This window comes from Nocardia macrotermitis, from assembly GCF_009604405.1.
Classification (GTDB): domain Bacteria; phylum Actinomycetota; class Actinomycetes; order Mycobacteriales; family Mycobacteriaceae; genus Nocardia; species Nocardia macrotermitis.
In genome coordinates, this window is sequence record NZ_WEGK01000004.1 from 149638 (window position 1) to 170135 (window position 20498).

15 protein-coding genes are annotated in these 20498 nt (G+C 68.0%); 7 read left to right on the forward strand and 8 right to left on the reverse strand.

Annotated features, from left to right (window positions below; all coding sequences use genetic code 11):
- Positions 1-489: 489 nt before the first annotated feature.
- From NRB20_RS10885 to sucC, 3 genes are all read right to left on the reverse strand, one after another.
- Positions 490-1650, reverse strand: a complete 1161-nt coding sequence (locus NRB20_RS10885; protein WP_153409966.1) for a DUF5336 domain-containing protein — start codon at positions 1648-1650, stop codon at positions 490-492.
- A 382-nt stretch (positions 1651-2032) separates the two neighbouring features.
- On the reverse strand, positions 2033-2947 hold the full coding sequence (gene sucD, locus NRB20_RS10890) for a succinate--CoA ligase subunit alpha (protein ID WP_153409967.1): 915 nt from the start codon (positions 2945-2947) through the stop codon (positions 2033-2035).
- Between the two features lie 13 nt (positions 2948-2960).
- Positions 2961-4127, reverse strand: a complete 1167-nt coding sequence (sucC, locus tag NRB20_RS10895; RefSeq protein WP_153409968.1) for an ADP-forming succinate--CoA ligase subunit beta — start codon at positions 4125-4127, stop codon at positions 2961-2963.
- 623 nt (positions 4128-4750) lie between these two features.
- Between sucC and NRB20_RS10900 the strand changes: the two genes are divergently transcribed.
- Positions 4751-5920: a M23 family metallopeptidase gene (locus tag NRB20_RS10900; protein WP_153409969.1), complete on the forward strand. Its 1170-nt coding sequence runs from the start codon at positions 4751-4753 to the stop codon at positions 5918-5920.
- Positions 5921-6522: 602 nt separating this feature from the next.
- Here the strand turns inward: NRB20_RS10900 and pcrA are convergent.
- Entirely contained in the window at positions 6523-9024 is a 2502-nt protein-coding gene (gene pcrA / locus NRB20_RS10905; protein ID WP_153410279.1) for a DNA helicase PcrA, read from the reverse strand.
- A gap of 401 nt (positions 9025-9425) precedes the next feature.
- Between pcrA and NRB20_RS10910 the strand changes: the two genes are divergently transcribed.
- Positions 9426-9719 (forward strand): chorismate mutase, encoded by a 294-nt coding sequence (locus tag NRB20_RS10910; RefSeq protein WP_067886332.1) that lies wholly within the window; start codon positions 9426-9428, stop codon positions 9717-9719.
- A gap of 152 nt (positions 9720-9871) precedes the next feature.
- On the opposite strand, the gene NRB20_RS10915 is transcribed toward NRB20_RS10910, so the two are convergent.
- Positions 9872-11323, reverse strand: a complete 1452-nt coding sequence (locus NRB20_RS10915; RefSeq protein WP_153409970.1) for an NAD-dependent succinate-semialdehyde dehydrogenase — start codon at positions 11321-11323, stop codon at positions 9872-9874.
- A gap of 156 nt (positions 11324-11479) precedes the next feature.
- On the opposite strand from NRB20_RS10915, the gene NRB20_RS10920 reads away from it, so the two are divergent.
- Together NRB20_RS10920 and pgi are read left to right on the forward strand one after the other, a co-directional pair.
- Complete coding sequence (locus tag NRB20_RS10920; RefSeq protein ID WP_153409971.1) at positions 11480-11773, forward strand: hypothetical protein; 294 nt, start codon at positions 11480-11482, stop codon at positions 11771-11773.
- A 97-nt stretch (positions 11774-11870) separates the two neighbouring features.
- A complete protein-coding gene (gene pgi / locus NRB20_RS10925) occupies positions 11871-13508 on the forward strand; it encodes a glucose-6-phosphate isomerase (protein ID WP_319944736.1) in 1638 nt (545 codons plus the stop codon).
- Between the two features lie 2 nt (positions 13509-13510).
- Here the strand turns inward: pgi and NRB20_RS10930 are convergent, their stop codons facing one another.
- On the reverse strand, positions 13511-14890 hold the full coding sequence (locus tag NRB20_RS10930; protein ID WP_153409972.1) for a DUF1731 domain-containing protein: 1380 nt from the start codon (positions 14888-14890) through the stop codon (positions 13511-13513).
- A 93-nt stretch (positions 14891-14983) separates the two neighbouring features.
- Here NRB20_RS10930 and NRB20_RS10935 point away from each other — a divergent pair, with 93 nt between their 5' ends.
- The gene (locus NRB20_RS10935; protein WP_153409973.1) at positions 14984-15175 is read left to right on the forward strand and encodes a helix-hairpin-helix domain-containing protein; all 192 of its coding nucleotides are present in this window, start codon (positions 14984-14986) and stop codon (positions 15173-15175) included.
- 22 nt (positions 15176-15197) lie between these two features.
- Here NRB20_RS10935 and NRB20_RS10940 read toward each other — a convergent pair whose 3' ends face one another.
- Together NRB20_RS10940 and NRB20_RS10945 are read right to left on the reverse strand one after the other, a co-directional pair.
- Entirely contained in the window at positions 15198-16820 is a 1623-nt protein-coding gene (locus tag NRB20_RS10940; RefSeq protein ID WP_153409974.1) for an acyl-CoA dehydrogenase family protein, read from the reverse strand.
- A gap of 9 nt (positions 16821-16829) precedes the next feature.
- On the reverse strand, positions 16830-17492 hold the full coding sequence (locus tag NRB20_RS10945; protein ID WP_319944737.1) for a TetR/AcrR family transcriptional regulator: 663 nt from the start codon (positions 17490-17492) through the stop codon (positions 16830-16832).
- A gap of 216 nt (positions 17493-17708) precedes the next feature.
- Here NRB20_RS10945 and NRB20_RS10950 point away from each other — a divergent pair, with 216 nt between their 5' ends.
- Positions 17709-18476 carry a crotonase/enoyl-CoA hydratase family protein gene (locus tag NRB20_RS10950; protein WP_319944738.1) on the forward strand — a complete coding sequence of 256 codons (768 nt, stop codon included), beginning with the start codon at positions 17709-17711 and terminating at the stop codon, positions 18474-18476.
- 51 nt (positions 18477-18527) lie between these two features.
- Positions 18528-20027, forward strand: coding sequence for a hypothetical protein (locus tag NRB20_RS37505; RefSeq protein ID WP_194289800.1), 1500 nt, complete (start codon positions 18528-18530; stop codon positions 20025-20027).
- Positions 20028-20498 lie beyond the last annotated feature (471 nt).

A 20498-nucleotide genomic window follows, 5' to 3' on the forward strand; every position in this document is an offset into this window, starting at 1 on the left:
TTTCCCCTCACGACGGGTCGGCGCGCTCACTCTCACCGCGGCGCTCCCTCACGACACCCCAGCGTGACACCTTCCCCCGCATCGGCAAGTCAGGCGCGCCGACACACCTGCGACTCGCCGATATCGGTCCCCGCCCCGAGAGCTGAAAATGCCGCTACCGCACCGCCCACCGGATTCGGCGGCGCACCTCGACGCGCTACGCACTCATTCGAACGAACGAGTGCCGAAAACAGCGGCAAGGCTTGCTACACCGCTCACCGGATTCGGCGGCGCACCCCGACGTACTACGCACTCATTCGAACGAACGAGTGCCGAAAACAGCGGCAAGGCTCGCTACACCGCCGACCGGATTCGGCAGCGCACCCCGACGCGCTACGCACTCATTCGAACGAACGAGTGCCGAAAACTGTGACAAAGCTTGCTACCCGGACACGCTGCGAACAGGTAGCCGGCACCGAGGCCGAGTAGCAAGCCTCCGGACGCGGCCGGTTACTTCTTGTCGTCCTCGCCGGGGCGGAAGGCGGTGGTGGGGTCGGCGGCCGGGTTGACCGCGCGGTCCTCACCGAAGGGGTTGGCCGGTTTCGGAGTGCTCGCCGACTGGCCGGACGGGCTGGCCGCCGCGCCCTGACCGGTCGAGGGCTGCTGACCGAAATTGAGCGAACCGTACGGCTGCGGGGTGCTGGGCGCGTCCGAGGGCGGGGTCGCGGTCGGGTTGGCGCCCGACGGCTGCTGCTGGGCGGCGTATCCGGGCTGCTGACCGTACTGCTGTTGCCCGTACTGCTGCTGGCCGTAGGGCGACTGCGCCTGACCGGGCTGCTGGCCGTACTGCTGTTGGCCGTACTGCTGCTGACCGGCCTGACCGTACGGCGACTGGGCCGACTGACCACCCGGCTGCTGCCCGTAGGACGGCTGCTGCCCGTACTGCTGCTGGCCGTAGGACGGCTGGCTCTGCGGCTGCGACTGTCCGGGCTGCGACTGCCCCGGCTGCGCGCCCTGGGCCGACTGTCCCGGCTGCGACTGCTGGCCGTACTGCCCGGGCTGACCGTAGCTCTGCTGACCGTAACCCGGAGCCCCGTAACCACCCGGAACAGCCTGCGGCGCAGCCGGTTTCGGCGTCGGCATGGCCACGATGCCGCTCTCGAACAGCACCGCGGCGACGGCCGCGGCGGTCTGCACGAGGGCCAGGAAGAGCACCACCCAGGTACCCCAGCCGACATTGGCCCCGTCGGGCACCTTGATCACGATGAAGATCAGCCCGATGAACGCGGCCCCGGACACCGCCGCCGAGGCGCCGATCCAGTTCTGCTTCGGCAGCAGCGAGATACCGGCCAGCAGACCACCGGCCAGCAGCACGATCAGCACCGCCACCGGGAAGGAGAAGAAGAAGTCGCTGCTGCTCGCCGAGATCTGCATGCCTTCGCCGAGATCTTTGCTACTGGTGGAGACGAACGGCGCGAAACCCAACAGCAGGTTGATGACACCGAGGATGGCGGTGCCTGCCGTGAGATAGAACGGCAACCCGATCGCACTCGATCCCGGTGCACCCGTTTTACCGCCGCTCGGCGGCTGCTGCTGCGCGAAACCGGCGGCGGAGGTGGGTGGTGTCGGCGCGGGTGCGTTGTACCCGGAGCCCCCGGACGGGTATGACATGTCGTCTTCTCCTTGTCGAGTCCCTCGTTGTCAAGACTGAATGTGCTCTTGACGCTACTGCACGAAACCGCCCGGGTCACGGCCACCGCAAACCCGCAGTCGGCCGGATGGTATGCCCGATGAACCAGGTGAGCACTCCGATCGTGCCTCCAGAAGGAGAAAAAGGAGGTTTGCCGTGAATCTTTCGGAAATGTTCTGCACCGTGGTGCGCGCGCTGGGACTGTGTCACGTATTCCCAGCACCGTGAATACCTCGATCGGGCAATGACGAAGGCCGCCAACCGGATTCGGTTGACGGCCTTCGTGGAAAGCAGCGGGACGGGTCTCGATCAGGCCCGCCTCGTCCCCACCCCCGCCCGCAACGGAGACGCTGCGCGCCGCTATCAAGCCTCGATGCTGGCCTTCTCCAGGATCTCCCGCGCCAGCGCGGCGGTCTCGGACGGCGTCTTGCCGACCTTGACGCCCGCGGCCTCGAGGGCCTCCTTCTTCGCGGCGGCGGTACCGGCCGAACCGGAGACGATCGCGCCCGCGTGACCCATGGTCTTGCCCTCGGGAGCGGTGAAGCCCGCGACGTAGCCCACGACCGGCTTGGTCACGTTGGCCTCGATGTAGGCCGCGGCGCGCTCCTCGGCGTCGCCGCCGATCTCGCCGATCATCACGATGACCTTGGTCTCCGGATCCTTCTCGAACGCCTCGATGGCGTCGATGTGGGTGGTGCCGATGACCGGGTCGCCGCCGATGCCGATGGCGGTGGAGAAGCCGAAGTCGCGCAGCTCGTACATCATCTGGTAGGTCAGGGTGCCGGACTTGGAGACCAGACCGATCGGGCCCTTGCCGGTGATGTTGTTCGGCGTGATGCCGACCAGCGACTCACCCGGGGTGATGATGCCGGGGCAGTTCGGGCCGATGATCCGCGTCTTCTGGCCCTTCTCCACGTTGTAGGCCCACGCGTACGCGCTGTCCTGCACCGGGATGCCCTCGGTGATGACGACCAGCAGCGGGATCTCGGCGTCGATGGCCTCGATGATGGCGTCCTTGGAGAACGCCGGGGGCACGAACGCGATCGAGGTGTCCGCGCCGGTCTTCTCGATGGCCTCGGCGACCGATGCGAACACCGGCAGCTCGACGTCGTTGCCGTCCTTGTCGACGTGCTTGACGGTGGTGCCCGCCTTGCGCGCGTTGACGCCGCCGACCACGTTGGTGCCGGCCTTCAGCATCAGGGCGGTGTGCTTGGTGCCCTCACCACCGGTGATGCCCTGGACGATGACCTTGTTGTCCTTGTTGAGGAAGATAGACATTGCCCTGTTTCCTTTACTTGGCGGCGGCCAGTTCGGCGGCCTTGTCGGCGCCTTCGTCCATGGTCTGTGCGAGGGTCACCAGCGGGTGGTTCGCCTCGGCGAGGATCTTGCGACCCTCGTCCACGTTGTTGCCGTCGAGACGGACGACCAGCGGCTTGTTGGCCTCGCTGCCCAGGATCTCGAGGGCCTTGACGATGCCGTTGGCGACCGCGTCACACGCGGTGATGCCGCCGAAGACGTTCACGAACACGCTCTTGACCTGCGCGTCGTTCAGGATGACGTCCAGACCGTTGGCCATCACCTCGGCCGACGCGCCGCCGCCGATGTCCAGGAAGTTGGCGGGCTTGACGCCGTCGTGCTTCTCACCGGCGTAGGCGACCACGTCCAGGGTCGACATGACCAGGCCCGCGCCGTTACCGATGATGCCGACCTCGCCGTCCAGCTTGACGTAGTTGAGGTCGTTCTTCTTCGCCTCGAGCTCGAGCGGATCGGTCGCGTCGATGTCCGCGAACTCCGCGTGCTCCTGGTGGCGGAACTCGGCGTTCTCGTCCAGGGTGACCTTGCCGTCGAGGGCCAGGATCTCGTTCTCGGGGGTGCGGACCAGCGGGTTCACCTCGACCAGGGTCGCGTCCTCACCGATGAACACCTCCCACAGCTTCTGGATGGTGACCGCGGCGGCGTCCAGGACGTCGGCGGGCAGGTGGCCCTGCTCGGCGATCGAACGCGCGAAGGCCAGGTCCACACCCTTGACGGCGTCGACCGGCACCTTGGCCAGGCGCTCGGGCTTGGTCGCGGCGACCTCTTCGATCTCCATGCCGCCCTCGACCGAGCACATGGCCAGGTAGGTGCGGTTCGAGCGGTCCAGCAGGAAGGAGATGTAGTACTCCTCCGCGATGTCCTTGGCCTCGGCGACCAGGATCTTCTTGGTGATGTGACCCTTGATGTCCAGGCCCAGGATGGCCTCGGCGTTGGTGAACGCCTCGTCGGCGGTGGCGGAGTACTTGACGCCACCGGCCTTACCGCGGCCGCCGACCTTGACCTGGGACTTGATCATGACCGGCTTGCCGATCTCGGTCGCGATCGCACGCGCATCCTCGGCCGAGTCCGTGACCCGGCCTTCCGACGAGGGCACTCCGTGCTTCACGAAGAGCTCCTTCGCCTGATATTCGAAGAGATCCATGTACTCACCGTCTCGTCTGCGTTGTGGTGACAACGACTTTGTTGGCGTCCCGTCGTTCCAGGGCGGGTCGAATCGGACTCTAATCACTCGCGAGCACGGGAAATCAGCCGCATACAGCCTAAGTGGCACAGGTCACCGGGCCGCACCCGGGCGGGCAAAACCGCTGGCCACTGCTACTGGCGAGTAGCTTTCCGCGGAGGCGGCGGGACCACGGGTTCGAGGCGTTCAGGACGGCTCGATTACTACACGGCGTCGTACCAAAAATGCGACAGATCGGCCGTGATGTCGAGGGTAATATTCCCGGCGATTCTTGTGATGAATCTCACAAGCGGACGGAGATGTCCTGGAGCGCTTGCCGGGTCGCAATCATTTCGTTACCGTCGATGCGACCGAAGTCACAACATGGTCACAGGACCAGCGTGAATGCGGCCGTCCCAGGCGGTAGTCTCTGAACTCCCGACCGGGCTTCACGGGACGACCACATCCGCCGCTGACGGGCACAGGAGGACGGCAGGCTTGTTGCAGCACAGCGCTCCGCAGGTAGCGAGCCGCGTCGCAGGCGACCTGTCGATCGGCCCGGCCCCTCGCACACTTCCGTATCCGCACTCCCTCGAGGCTCGGTAATGAGCGGCGATCCATTTCAGCCGGGACATCGCGCCCCGTCCGCATTGCGTTACCGCCGTGAGGGCGATGGGTTGAGCAATATCGGTGATGCGGCCTCGTTCGGCGGTTACGCCGCTCCCGCGGGTCGCGCCGACAGCTGGTCCGGGGCCCCCGCGGCGGCCACCTGGGACGTACCGGTCGGCGACACCTGGCACGCGGACAGTTGGAACGCACCCGCCGACAACTGGTCCACCCCCGAAGCCGACGGCTGGCAGCAGAGCACCGAATACCAGTGGGACGCACAGTCTTCCGAGGATTCGCAGTGGGATCCCTGGGCCTCGGGCGATGCCTCCGAAGCCGAGCAGGCCGATTACGACGACCCCGACGAGCCGACCGGGCCCAGCCCGTTCGCGGGGCGCGCCGCACGCGGGAATTCCGATCATCGGGCCGCTCGCGTGCCGAACTCGCACCGGATGCCCGTTCCGCCCGCCGCGCTCAAGGGTCGCGCGGCCGTCGTCGCGGTCGCCGCGGGTGCGGTCGTCGCCGCGGGCCAGGCCGCAACGCAACATGCCGGAACCCAGCGTCCCGCCACCGCCGACGCCGCGCGGACCGGTGAGATCCGTCAGGTCGCCGCGTCGACGCCCGCCACCGGCGCGGCCACCGCGAGCCAGTCGCCGCAGGTGCTCGATACCGCGCCGGTGACCGACATCAGCCAGTTCCAGGACGTGCTGCACCACGGTCAGCAGTTCGCCGAGAGCCTCGCCGCCCAGGCCGCCGCCAAACTCCGCCCGGTCTTCGTGAAGTTCGCCAGCGGCACCTTCACCTCCGGATACGGCAGCCGCTGGGGCGTCCTGCACCCCGGCGTCGACATCGCGGGCCCGATCGGCACCCCCATCTACGCGGTCATGGACGGCACCGTCATCGACGCGGGGCCGGCCTCGGGCTTCGGCATGTGGGTGCGGCTGCGGCACGACGACGGCACCATCACCGTGTACGGCCACGTCAACACCACGACGGTCTCGGTCGGCCAGCACGTCATGGCGGGCGATCAGATCGCGACCATCGGCAACCGCGGTTTCTCCACCGGGCCGCACTGCCACTTCGAGGTGTGGCTGCACGGGACCGACCGCATCGATCCACTGCCCTGGTTGGCCAGTCGCGGGATCTCCCTGGGGCCCGAAGAGGACTGACCGATTTCGTCGGCCCCGAAGAGGACCGAGGGATCTCACCTCAACTCGGGGCCGTTGGGGTCTGACCTCAACTCTGGCCTGCTGGGATTTCACCTCGGCTTAGGAGTGTCGGGGTCCCACCTCAACCCGGAGACTGTCGGGATCCCACCTCAACCCGGAGACTGTCGGGATCCCACCTCAACCCGGAGACTGTCGGGATCCCACCTCAACCCGGAGACTGTCGGGATCCCACCTCAACCCGGAGACTGTCGGGATCCCACCTCAACCCGGAGACTGTCGGGATCCCACCTCAACCCGGAGACTGTCGGGATCCCACCTCAACCCGGAGACTGTCGGGATCCCACCTCAACCCGGAGACTGTCGGGATCTCACCTCAACCCGGAGACTGTCGGGATCTCACCTCAACCCGGAGACTGTCGGGATCTCACCTCAACCCGGAGACTGTCGGGGTCTGACCTCGGTTCGGGCTGTTGCCGATCTACCAGATCGAGCGTGCCTGAACACCGTCCGCGTAGCTGAGCCGTCTCATCTCGGGCACAGTTGAGCATCCTGCCACGGGCAAGGGTGGCCCTGGGGATCGAAATCCCCAGGGCGACAGTGTTTTACAGTTTGACCAGGACTCCGCCGCTGTATTGGGGGATGAGGCGGATCTTGCCTGCGGTGCCGAAGTCGATGGTGACGCTGGCTATGGGGCCCGTGCCTTCGGAGGCTATTACTCGGCCGAGGCCGTATTTGTCGTGGTTGACCCGGTCGCCCACGGCCAGGACGAGGTTGGTGTTGGTGCGTTTGGCGCTGCCGGGGGCGGGGCGGCGGTCGCCGCCGCGGACGCCGGGGCGGTCGTTCCAGCCGTCGCCTCGGGTCCAGTCGCGTTCCAGGCCGTCGCTCTCGCCGCGGCGGCGCATGCCCCGGGTGCCGGGAGCCGAGGTCGGTTCCAGGCGTTGCCAGTCCATCAGGTGGCCCGGGATCTCTTGCAGGAAGCGGGATTCCGGATTCGACACCGGTTGGCCCCAGCCGGAGCGGACCACCGCGCGGGACAGGTACAGGCGGCGGCGGGCGCGGGTGATGCCGACGTAGGCGAGGCGGCGTTCCTCGGCCAGTTCGGTCGGATCGCCCAGGGCGCGCATGTGCGGGAACTGGCCGTCCTCCCAGCCGGTCACGAAGACGACCGGGAACTCCAGGCCCTTGGCGGTGTGCAGGGTCATCATGGTGACCACGCCCGCGCCCTCGTCGGGAATCTGGTCGGTATCCGCGACCAGGGACACCCGTTCCAGGAAGGCGGCCAGCGAGCCCGGATCGGGCTCGCCCTCGGCGGGCTCGGGCAGCAGGCCCTCATCCCGCGCGGCCTCCACGCTGTTGCGCGCCTCGGAGCTGAATTCCCGTGCGACGCTGACCAATTCGTTGAGGTTGTCCAGGCGCGCGCCGTCCTGCGGATCGTCGGACGCCTCGAGTTCGGCGCGATATCCGGAACGGTCCAGCACCGCCTCGACCACGGTTCCCACGTCCGGGAAATCCAGATCCTCCTGCACACCGGCCGCGCGGATCTCGTCCAGCAGATCCAGGAATCCCGCGATGGCGCGCTGGGCACGGGTGTTGAGCAGGGCGACCTTGCCGTCGGCGGCGTCGCGCAACGCCTGACCGAAACCGACACCGCGCTGCTCGGAATGCACCGCCACGCACGCCTCGGCGCGATCGCCGATCCCGCGACGCGGGGTGTTCAGAATGCGGCGCAGGCTCACCGCATCCTCCGGATTCTCCAGCACGCGCAGGTACGCGACGATGTCGCGGACCTCCTTGCGCTCGTAGAAGCGGACGCCGCCGACCACCTTGTACGGCAGGCCCATCCGGATGAAGATCTCTTCCAGCGCACGGGAATTGTTGTTGGTGCGGTAGAAGACCGCGACGTCGCCGTAGTTGTAATCGCCCTGATCGACCAGGCGATCGATCTCGCGCGCGACGAAGGACGCCTCGTCGTGCTCGTTGTCCGCGACGTAGCCGACGATCAGATCGCCCTCGCCCGAATCGGTCCACAGCTTCTTCTCGCGGCGGCCCTCGTTGCGCGCGATGACCGCGTTCGCCGCGGACAGGATGTGCTGGGTGGAACGGTAGTTCTGTTCCAGCAGAATGGTTTCCGCGTCCGGGAAGTCGCGCTCGAACTCCTCGATGTTGCGGATGGTCGCGCCGCGGAAGGCGTAGATCGACTGATCGGCGTCACCCACCACGCACAGCTCGCTCGGGGGCACGGCGTCCTCGCGCCGGGCCGGGGTGAAGTCCGGGTCCGCCGCTGCCGCACCGGCATCCGCGTCGTCCGCCTCGGTGGCCAGGCCTGCGGCATGATGGCCGACCAGCTCGCGGACCAGCACGTACTGGGCGTGGTTGGTGTCCTGGTACTCGTCGACCAGCACGTGCCGGAACCGGCGGCGGTAGTACTCGGCGACCTGCGGATGACGTTGCAGCAGACCGACCGTCTCGCCGATCAGATCGTCGAAGTCCATCGCGTTGGCGCCGCGCAGCCGACGCTGATATTCGGTGTAGACCTGCGCGACGATGCGGGGCAGCTGGCTCTCGTCGGATTCCGCGTCGATCGTGGCCCGGTCGGGCTCGATCAGCTCGTTCTTGAGGTTGGAGATGGCCGTGGCGAGCAGGCGCGGGGTGTACTTCTTCGCGTCGAGTTCCAGATCGCGGCCGATCATCGCGAGCAGGCGGCGCGAGTCGTCGGCGTCGTAGATGGAGAAGTTGGTGTTCAGGCCCGGCAGCAGCGCAGCCTGGGTGCGCAGGATGCGCACGCAGCTGGAGTGGAACGTGGACACCCACATGCTCGCCGCGCGCGGGCCGACCAGACCGGCCACCCGCTCCCGCATCTCGGCGGCGGCCTTGTTGGTGAACGTGATCGCCAGGATCTGCCCCGGAGTGACGCCGCGGGCCGCCAACAGGTAGGCGATGCGGCGCGTGAGCACGGCGGTCTTGCCCGAGCCCGCGCCCGCGACGATCAGCAGGGGTGTACCGCTGTGCACCACCGCCGCGCGCTGCTGCGGATTCAAGCCCTCGAGCAGGCGCTCGACCGCCTCCGCCGCGCGATCGTGCGGGCTACCCGCCGCGCCTGCCATCTGCCCCGTCCGCGCCTGCGGACGCCACGTATCAGCCACCGTCGTCTCCATCGATCCCCACGCTACCGGCGGGCACCGACAAGGTTGTAGCCCTGGGCACATCCACGCGACATCCGCGTGACCGGCCGGTGATCATCGCGGGATACTTCGGCTTCCCCCCAGCGGTTACCGTTTTGCCGAAGCAGGGGCCCATGGCACACTGACCACATGACCAGCGCTCGCGCTATCACCACGTACCGGTTGACCACCGTTGATTCCGGTCAGCGGTTTGGCACCTGAGCGTACGGGGTATCGGCTGGGGGAATATTCGGCCTACCGGGCCTGATTCACGGTGAAGGAACCCCATCGGTAACGGCCAGCGGTCGCGCGCCGATCGAAGTTCTGACACGAGGAGAAGAAGTATGAGCACCTCTACGACGACGACCGGGTCCGATGCCGCGCTGCCCAGTAGCGAGGCGGAGATCGACAAACTCCGCAAGGAGATCGACCGCCTCGACGCGGAGATCCTGGCCGCCATCAAACGCCGCACCGAGATCTCGCGCATCATCGGCCGCACCCGCATGGCCAACGGCGGGACGCGACTGGTGCACTCCCGCGAGATGAAGGTGCTGGAGCGCTTCAGCGAGCTGGGCCAGGAGGGCCACACGCTCGCCATGCTGCTGCTGCGCCTGGGTCGCGGACGTCTCGGTCGCTGACCCGCGACGGCCCCGATCCCGGCACGCGGTGTCCGGGATCGATGCGGCGATAGCCCGCGCCGACGCGGCAGGAGACCGAAACACACTCGGTCACAAGGCTTTTCACGTCGAATCTGCCCCGGGAACCGGTCCCGGGGCGTTTCGCTGTCCGGCTAGGGCAGCGCGATGTACTTGGTCGACAGGTACTCCTCGATCCCCTCGGTGCCGCCCTCGCGACCGAAGCCCGAGGCTTTGACGCCGCCGAAGGGCGCGGCCGGATCGGAGATGACGCCGCGGTTGATGCCGACCATGCCGCTCTCCAGGCCCTCGGCGACCCGCAGCGCCCGATCCAGATCCCGCGTGTAGACGTAGGCGACCAGACCGTATTCGGTGTTGTTGGCGGCGGCCAGACCCTGCTCCTCGGTATCGAAGCCGACGATCGGCGCGACCGGGCCGAACACCTCCTCGCTCAGGATCCGGGCGTCGGTGGGCACATCGCTCAGCACCGTGGCGGGATAGAAGTAACCGGGGCCGCCGGGAGCCTTGCCGCCGGTGCGCACCTGCGCGCCCTTCGTCACCGCGTCGTCGACCAGTTCACTGACCGTGTCGAGTTGTTCGGCGTTGATCAGCGGGCCCAGGGTGGTCTCCGGATCCGCGCCGGGACCGAGCTTGCTCCCCTGCACCGCCGCGACGAACTTCTCGGTGAACTCCGCGATCACCGAGTTGTGCACGTGCAGGCGGTTGGCCGCGGTGCACGCCTCGCCGCCGTTGCGGAATTTGGCCAGCATCGCGCCCGCGACGGCCGCATCGACATCGGCGTCGTCGAACACCACGAAGGGCGCGTTCCCGCCGAGTTCCATCGAGGTGCGCAGCAGGCCGTGCGCGGAGGACTCCACCAGTTTCTTGCCGACCTCGGTCGAACCGGTGAAGGTGAGTTTGCGCAGCCGCGGATCGTTGATCAACGGGGCGGTCACCGCGCCCGAACGACGGCTGGTGATCACCGAGAGCACACCGTCGGGCAGGCCCGCGTCGCGACACAGCTCGGCGAGCAGCAGCATGGTCAGCGGGGTGGCCGAGGCCGGTTTGACGATCATCGTGCAGCCCGCCGCGAGCGCGGGGCCGATCTTGCGAGTTCCCATGGCCAGCGGGAAGTTCCACGGCGTGATCGCCAGGCACGGCCCGACCGGCTGCTTGTGCACCATGATGCGGCCGGTGCCGGTCGGCGCGGTCTGATAGCGGCCGTGGATGCGCACGGCCTCCTCGCTGAACCAGCGGAAGAACTCCGCGCCGTAGCGCACCTCGTTGCGGCTCTCGGGCAGCGCCTTACCCATTTCCAGGGTCATCAGCAGCGCGAAATCCTCGGTGCGCTCGATGATCCGCTCGTAGACTGCGCGCAGGATCTCCCCGCGCTGCCGGGCCGGGGTCGCGGCCCACTCGGCCTGCACCGCGACCGCGGCGTCGAGGGCGCGCATCGCGTCCTCGGGGGATGCGTCGGCCACCTCGACGAGGGTTTCGCCGGTCGCCGGATTCTCGACCGGGAAGGTGGCACCGCCGGTGGCGTCCACCGGGCCACCGATCCAGAGCTGTGTGGGGACGGATGCGAGAAGTTCACGTTCGGACACCATGCGACCAGCCTATGCCCGGGTGTCCAGCCGTCCGGCGGAGTTCGGGGACCTCGCCGCAACGGCCCGTCCGGGCGCCCTCGGCCCTGCGGACCGGCCGGGATCGTGTTCTCATGTCATGAGATACCGAACGAAAATATTTGAGGAGAAGATCCCACAGTGAAGAAATCGGCTGCCATCGCGGTCATGTCCCTCGCCATCGCCGCCTTCTCGGCGGGTGTGGGTGACGCCGCCACCGTCGCCGGCATCGACCTCGGGCCCATCCCCAGCGGAAGCGGCCAGGGGAACCAGACCCCGCCGGACAGCAGCACCCCGCCCGCGCCGCCGAACGGTCAGCACGTCGGCGGCGACTGCCGGGCCGGTGGAAACAAGCCGGGGCACTGGAACTGGGTCCACCTGGACGGCAGTGCCGCCGAGCACTACGGCACGCACTGGATGTGGGTCTGCCAGTAGGCCCCGGCGATCGTCTCGGCCGCGGCGGGCCCGCCGCGGCCGGGGACATCGGTCCGATGGTCGACGCCGTCTCGGCGCTGACGGTAATGTCGGTGCGGTGAGCAGCGACATCACCGCGACGGCGGCCTGGCGGAAACTGCGGGATCACCACTCGGCGATCGCCGACCGGAACCTGCGTGAACTCTTCGCCGAGGATCCCGAGCGCGGGCGCGAGCTGATCGTGCAGAGCGCGGATCTGCGCATCGACTACAGCAAGCATCGCGTGACTCGCGAAACCTTGGATCTGCTGGTCGAATTGGCCGAGACCGCCGGGGTGGCCGAGCGCCGGGACGCGATGTTCCGCGGGGAGCACATCAACACCTCCGAGGATCGCGCGGTGGAGCACATCGCGTTGCGGGTGCTGCCAGGGACGTCGCTGGAGGTCGACGGCGAGGACGCGGGCGCGCAGGTGCACGAAGTGCTCAGTGCCATGGGCGATTTCACCGATTCGCTGCGTTCGGGGCAGTGGCGCGGGGCGACCGGCGAGCGCATCACCACGGTGGTGAACATCGGTATCGGCGGGTCGGATCTCGGGCCGGTGATGGTGTATCAGGCGCTGCGGCACTACGTCGACGCCGGGATCTCGGCGCGTTTCGTGTCCAATGTGGATCCGGCCGATCTGACCGCGAAACTCGACGGCCTCGATCCGGCCTCGACGCTGTTCATCATTGCCTCCAAGACGTTTTCGACGCTCGAGACGCTCACCAACGCGACCGCGGCGCGGCGCTGGCTGGTGGACGCGCTCGGCGAGGACGCGGTCGCCAAACACTTCGTGGCCGTGTCCACCAATGCCGAGCGGGTGGCGGCGTTCGGTATCGACACCGCGAACATGTTCGGCTTCTGGGACTGGGTCGGCGGGCGGTACTCGGTGGATTCGGCGATCGGGCTGTCGGTGATGGCGACGATCGGGCGCGAGCGTTTCGGGGAGTTCCTGGCCGGAATGCACAGTGTCGATGAGCATTTCGCGCGGACGCCGCTGCACGAGAACGCGCCGGTGCTGCTCGGGCTGCTCGGCGTCTGGTACTCGAATTTCTTCGGCGCGCAGTCGCGGGCGGTGCTGCCGTACTCGAACGATCTGGCCCGGTTCCCGGCGTATCTACAGCAGTTGACGATGGAGTCGAACGGCAAATCCGTTCGCGCGGACGGTTCTCCGGTCACCACCTCCACCGGGGAGATCTTCTGGGGTGAGCCCGGGACGAACGGGCAACACGCGTTCTATCAGCTGCTGCATCAGGGCACCCGGTTGATTCCGGCCGATTTCATCGGATTCGCCCGTCCCACCGACGATCTGCCGACCCGCGACGGCACCGGCAGCATGCACGACATCCTGATGAGCAACCTGTTCGCGCAGACCAAGGTGCTCGCGTTCGGCAAGACCGCCGCGGAGATCACCGCCGAGGGCACCGACCCGAAGGTGGTGCCGCACAAAGTGATGCCCGGTAACCGGCCCACCACCGCCATCCTCGCGCCCGAGCTGACCCCCTCGGTTCTCGGGCAGCTCATCGCGCTCTACGAACATCAGGTTTTCGTGGAGGGCACCATCTGGGGTATCGACAGCTTCGACCAGTGGGGTGTGGAACTCGGCAAGCAGCAGGCTCTGGAGCTCGCTCCGCTGCTCACCTCCGCCGAAGATCCTGCGCCGCAAGGGGATTCGTCCACCGACGCGCTCATCGGGTGGTACCGCGACCACCGCTGAGGTCAGTGTGGGAGCAGGTTGCCCAGGGCTTCGTCGAGGGTTGGGTAGCGGAAGCGGAAACCGGTGTGCGGGAGGACTTCCGAGGTGGCGTGGCGGCCGGTGAGGCCCAGGGCCGGGTCGGTGCGGAGGAAGATCGCGCCGATCTGCAGCAGGGGTGCGGGGGTCGGGGGTGCCGGTGGGCGGTGCAGGTGGCGGCGTAGGACGGTCATCAAGTCGCGGTTGCGGACCGGGTAATCCGTTGCGGCGACGAGGATTCCGTCGGGGAAGTGGACCTCGGGGTCCAGGCCGAGGGCGGCGCGGATCAGGGCCAGCCAGTCCTCGACGTGGATCCAGCTGAACCACTGGTTGCCGGAGCCGACGCGGCCACCGAGACCGGCGCGGGTCAGGTCGCACAGGCGTTGCAGGGCGGGGGAATCCGAGTCCAGCACGATCGAGGTGCGCAGGATGGTGTGGTGTGCGGTGTTCGCGCCCTCGAAAGCCTGCTCCCACGGTTGGGCGACGCCGGTCATCTGCGGTAGGCCCCGGGGTAGCGGAGTCGTTTCGGTGCAATGCATTTCACCGGCGTCGGACCAGATCGCCGTGGTGCTCGCCTGGATCCAGTGCTCGATCGGGCGGTCCAGTGTTTTCGAGGCGGCGACCAGGGCCGCGGTGGGATCCACTCGGCTGCGGCGCAATTCGATGACGTTGGCCGCGGTGGGGCGGCAGTCGACCAGCTTGCCGGCCAGGTTGATCAAGGCGGTGGGGCCCGGATTACGCAGTGCAGCAACCCAATCCCCGACGCTGCGGCCGTCCCATTCGACCTGTTCGAAGGGGAGTTCGGGATCGCGGCGGCGGGTCAGGATGCGTACCCGCAGCCCGCGACAGGTCAGATCGGCGGCGATATTGCGGCCCAGCGCCCCGCTGCCACCGGCGATGACGACGGTCGGGGCCTGATCGTCCGGGGTGATTCCGGCGAGCCGGGCCAAGCGCGCGAAACCGACCCGGGCGTGGGCCTGCAACCGGCCGCCGACGACGGACCAGAAGATCGGTGCCGAGACGCCGTCGAGGGTGAGTCGCTGGGCGAGTTCGGTGCCGCCGGGGCAGGGTGTCAGCGTCCAGGAGATTCGCATCGCACCGGCCGGTTCGGGCTGCTGCACGACCAGTTCCCGGGCGGGGACGAAACTCGTGATCGTGAACGGCTGCGCCAGCCTGCCGTGCACGGCCCTGCTCACTGTGCCGCCGGGCAGATAATCGCCCTGTACTCCCACCCCGGGCGCGTCCCGCAGCCGCACCGAGGCGACGGCGGGGTTCCATTCCGGCCAGCGAACCGGGTCCGCCAGCACCGCCCACAACCGTTCCGGCGGCAGCGCGATGAATTGTGTGTACGCCGTTGTACGTGACATACCTCTGACGCTAATCCTCCTGGTACAGGCCAGGAAGCGTGTCGCTGCTCACGTGTGGGCGGGCGGTGCCGATTCGCCGGTTACGCTGCCCGTATGACCGATTCGGCGCTCCCGAAGGGGATCGGCGCGCCCGCGACCCGGGCCCTGACCGCGGCCGGGTATTCCGGCCTGGAGCAATTGGCCGGGGTGCCTGCGGCGGAGTTGCTCGCGTTGCACGGGGTGGGGCCCAAGGCCGTGCGGATACTGTCCGAGGCGTTGGGTGAGCTGGGGCTTTCGCTCGGCTGAACCCGGGGCGGGCGGAACCGTGTCAGTCCACGTAGGCCCGCTCCAGGATGGCGGTGGTGTCGACGCCGGTGGGCAGGGTGCCGAAGGCGATACCCCAGTCGCCGCCGAATCTGCTGGCGCAGAACGCATCCGCGATGGCGGCGTGACCGTGTCGGACCAGTTGCGCGCCCTGTAGGACCAGCGCCATCAGTTCCACGACGCGGCGGGCGCGGTATTCGATGTCGCCGAAGTCGGTGAGCTCCTTGCCGATTCGGTCGATCGCGTCGTCGAGGTGGTGGTTCACGCCGCGGGCGAGGGAGACCTCGTTGAAGTACGCCTCCACGCTCTCGGGCTGACGACCCATGGCGCGCAACGCATCCAGCGCCGCGACATTGCCCGACCCCTCCCAGATGGACATCAGCGGGGATTCGCGGAACAGCCGCGGCATACCCGAATCCTCCACATATCCGTTGCCGCCCAGGCATTCCAGCGCTTCGGCGGCGTGCGCGGGGGCACGCTTGCACACCCAGTACTTGGTGACCGCCAGGGCGATCCGGCGCAGCGCCGCCTCGGCCGGATCGCTCGCGGCGCGGTCGGTGGCTCCTGCCAGGCGCATCATCACGGTGGTGGCCGCATCGGATTCGATCACCAGATCGGCCAGCACGTTGCGCATGGCGGGTTGATCGATCAGCTTGGCCCCGAACACCTCTCGGTGCCGGGCGTGGTGCACGGCCTGGACGAGTCCGGCGCGCATGCCGGTGGCCGAACCGATCACACAGTCCAGGCGGGTCATGTTGACCATCTCGATGATGGTCTTGACGCCCGCGCCCTCGAGGCCGACGAGCCAGCCGACGGCATCCTCGTATTCGATCTCCGAGGAGGCGTTGGACTTGTTGCCGAGTTTGTCCTTGAGGCGTTGCAGACGAAGGGAATTGCGGCTGCCGTCGGGCAGCACCCGGGGCAGCAGGAAGCAGGACAGGCCGCCGGGGGCCTGCGCGAGGGTGAGGAACATGTCCGACATCGGCGCGGAGGTGAACCACTTGTGCCCGACGATGCGGTAGGTGCCGTCGGATTGCGGTGTGGCCGTGGTGGTGTTCGCGCGGACGTCCGAGCCGCCCTGCTTCTCCGTCATCGACATGCCCGCGATCAGACCGGCCTTGGCGGAGGGCTCGCGTAGGCCGAAATCGTAAGTGCGCGAACCCAACAGCGGTTCGTACCGGGCGGACAGCTCCGGATTGTGGCGCAGGGCGGGCACGATCGCGTAGGTCATGGAGATCGGGCACATATGACCGGCGTCGGCCGCGCCCCAGGTGTAGAACTTGGCGGCGCGGGCGGTGTGCGCGCCCGGGCGCTCGTCCAGCCAGGGGGAGCCGTGCAGGCCGTGCGTCACCGCGACGTCCATCAGCCGATGCCAGTACGGATGGAATTCGACCTCGTCGATCCGATTGCCGTAGCGGTCGTGGGTGTGCAGCACCGGCGGGTACTCGTTGGCGACCCGGCCCCACTCCTGGGCCTCTAATCCGCCTGCGAGCGCGCCCAATTCACGCACCTCGGCTTCCGCCCAGCCCGCCCCCTCCCGGTGCAGGCCCTCGAGCAGCGCGGGATTGCGCGAGTTGTCGAACGGGACGATCGGGGGAACCTGGTTGAAGACCTCGTGGGTGGGCATGCGGAACTCCTATTCGGGCGATGCCGGGCTGTGATTGTCGCGGGGTTGCGCGATGCCGGGCGGGCGGGCATCGCCGATGTCGTGAAATCCCAAGGCGCGCAGGGCGAAAGCGACCAGTTCAGGGATCACCGATTCGCTCTGGCGGGCGTGCGCGAGCGGGCCGACCAGCACCTCGCCGATGGCGCCGACCAGGGCGGCGGCGCTGATCCGGGGGTCCTGGGGTGGTAGCTGCCCGTCGGCCACGCCCTCGGCGACGGCCGTCTCGTAGATCTCGGCGAACGCGCGGCGGAAACGCAACCGCTCGGCGTCGACGGCGGTATCCACCGGTTCGGCGAGCAGGACGTACGCGAGTTTCGGATTCTTCAGCGCGCGTCCGGCGAAGGTCTCCACGGAGGCGGTGACGCGCTCGACCACACCACCCGAACCGCCCGCCTGCGCGACGGCGGCCACCTCCCGCGTGACGACCTCGCGGAATACCGCGGTGACCAGCTCGGCCTTACCGCTGTAGTGCTTGTACACCGTGCCCGTGGCCACTCCGGCCTCGGCCGCGACCGCCGCCATCGACAGCCCGGCGAAACCCTCCCGCGAGAGCACCCGGGTGGCGGCGTGCACGATCACGCCCGCCTGCTTGTCGAGACGGGCCTGCACGGCAGGGGTTCTGCGATAGGCCACACAAGAAGTGAAGCACGAATTCATTTCTTGACGCAAGGCCCTGGCGGGGACGTATCGTCGGGTGAGACAGTCGGCGCTACGGCAGCAAGGAGCGGACATGACGGTGCTCGCGCACGAACCCGTGGCACCGGGACATCCTGCGAGGCCGCGTGCGCATTCGCGAACAGACCATCACCGCAGAGCGCACAGTGAGCCGCGTGTCAGCAAGGAGCAGAAGTGAGTGTTCGCATCGAACGTAACGGGCCGGTGTTCACGGTCGTTCTGGATCGGCCGGAGGCGCGGAATGCGGTCGACGGGCCGACTGCGGACGCGTTGGCGGACGCGTTCCGGGAGTTCGAGGCCGATCCGGCGGCCGCGGTGGCGGTGCTGTGGGGTGCGGGTGGAACCTTTTGCGCCGGAGCCGATCTCAAGGGTTTGGGCACCGAGCGTTCCAATCGCGTCGAGGCGGAGGGTGACGGGCCGATGGGGCCGACCCGGATGCGGTTGTCCAAGCCGGTGATCGCCGCGATCTCGGGGTATGCGGTGGCCGGCGGGCTGGAGCTGGCGCTGTGGTGTGATCTGCGGGTTGCCGAGCAGGACAGTACATTCGGCGTTTTCTGCCGTCGCTGGGGTGTGCCGCTCATCGACGGCGGGACGGTTCGGTTGCCGCGCATCGTGGGCGAGGGTCGCGCGATGGACATGATCCTCACCGGACGTGCCGTCGGTGCCACCGAGGCATTGCAGATGGGGCTGGCGAACCGTGTCGTACCCAACGGTGAATCACGCGCTGCCGCAGAGGATCTCGCGCGCGAACTGGCCGCACTCCCGCAGACCTGCCTGCGCTCGGACCGGATGTCGGCACTCGAGCAGCACGGTATGGACGAGCCCGCGGCCATCGCCAACGAGCTCCGCCACGGCATGGACGCGCTGTCCGATGCCGACGGCGCGCTCGCGGGCGCACAGCGTTTCGCCTCCGGCGCGGGCCGCCACGGCAGTACCGCCTGATCCCGGCAAACCCCCTGAACACGCGATGTGCGGCGATGGCACGATGACAGGATGTCCGCCGAGCAGCGCCCGATGAGCCGACTCGGGGTCGTCGACGAGATCTTCCTGCGCACGCATCGGGGGATGGGGACGCCGATCGCCTTGCAGGGGTTGTGGCGCACCGCCGATCGGGTTGCGCCGGAGGTGCTGGAAAAGGTGCATGCGGCATTGCGGACCGGGCCGTTGGGGCGGCGGGTGGTGCGGGCTCGGGTGCCGGGCGCGCGGCCGTACTGGCGGGCGAATGTGAATGCGCATCCGCTCGCAGTCACCGAGCATGCGCTGCCCGCGGACGAAGTGCTGAACTGGGCCGATGAGCAGGGGTTCGATCTGGATCCGGAGTACGGTCCGGGTTGGCGGCTCGCCACGGCGACGCTCGCGGACGGGGGTTCGATCGTCGCGTTGACGTGTTCGCACGTACTGGCCGACGGGCGCGGGCTGGCGATCGCGGTCGATCAGGCGCTCTCCGGCACGACAGCGGCGGAAATCGGTGTGCCGCAGTCCAACCAGATGCCCTTAGGCACGGCGGCAGCAGAAGTCGGTGCGCCGCGGTCTAATCAGGCACTCTCAGCTGCGATGGCAGCGGAAGTTGTCGCGCTACCGTCCGATCAGTCGCTCTCAGGCACGACGATAGCGGAAGGTATTGCGCAACAGCCTGATCAGTCGCTCTCTGGCACGGCGATAGCGGAAGGTATTGCGCAACAGCCCGATCAGTCACTCTCTGGCGCGATGACAGCGGAAATCGGTGCACCACAGTCTGATTGGTTGGATGCGTGGCGGCAGTGGGGCATAATCCTGGGTGGGACGGCTCGGGCATTGCGACGCGGCGTTCCGAAACCTCCGAGTACATCCGCACCCGATCGCCCCGGACCCGCCCGCACCTGCGGTGTCGTACTGGAGATTCCGGCGGCGGACTGGGAGCGGACCGCGGCCGCGCACGGCGCGACGGCCAACAGCCTGTTCGTCCACCTGATCGCACAAATGTTGTGGCACAGTGGATTCGACGGACCGGAGATCGTGGCCAGCATCCCGGTCGACACCCGCGACGAACCGCGCGTCGACAACGACATGTCGATGACCGAGATCACCGTCACCCGCTCGGACACCGCTGCAACCGTGCGCGAAAAGTGCCGCGCCGCATACGAATACCGCATGTCCAGCCCCGGCGGCCTCCCCGAGGAGATCCTCCAGGTCCTCCCCGCCCGCACCGCCCATGCCCTCACCCGAGGCGCGGGAGAACGAGACGTCCTCTGCTCCAACATCGGCCCCCTCCCCACCACCCTCACCCACCTGGGCCCCCACCCCTGCCTGGGCGTAGCCGCCCGAGCCATCCACCCCGCCCTCACACCCCCACTCCCCCGAACCCGCCTGTCGGCCTACCTGTCCCACCTATCCCCCGCCTACACCCTCGCCCTCACCTCCCTCGACCCCACCCACATCCAATCCCCCACAGCCCTGACCGATCTCGCCCACACCACCCTCACCACCTACAACCTCACCCCAACCTTCTGGTAGGGGACTGTCTGAGATCTGGCTCCGGGGCACATCCGATGGTCCCGGCACCGCCACCGACTCCGCAAGCTCCGCTGCGGCGTGAATATTCTTGTCGCAATGGGTATTTCATGCAGCGATCTTGATGTGCCGCCCGCGCGAACCACCGGCCCGGCGTAACCACCGAATGTGGAACCGAGCCAAAAATTCCGGCTCTGGGGCACATTCGGTGGTCTCGGCACGGCCACCGACTCCGCAGGCTCGGATGCGGCGTGAACGATCTTGTCGCAATGGGCATTTCGCGCAGCAATCGTGATGTACCACCCGCGCGGACCACCGGATCGGCGTGATCACCGAATGTGGACCAGAGCCAGATCTCAGACAGTCCCCGGCCGCCGATTCCGCAGGCTCCGCTGCGGCGTGAATGATCTTGTTGTAATGGGTATTTCGCGCAGCGATCGTGATGTGCCACCCGCGCGGACCACCGGATCGGCG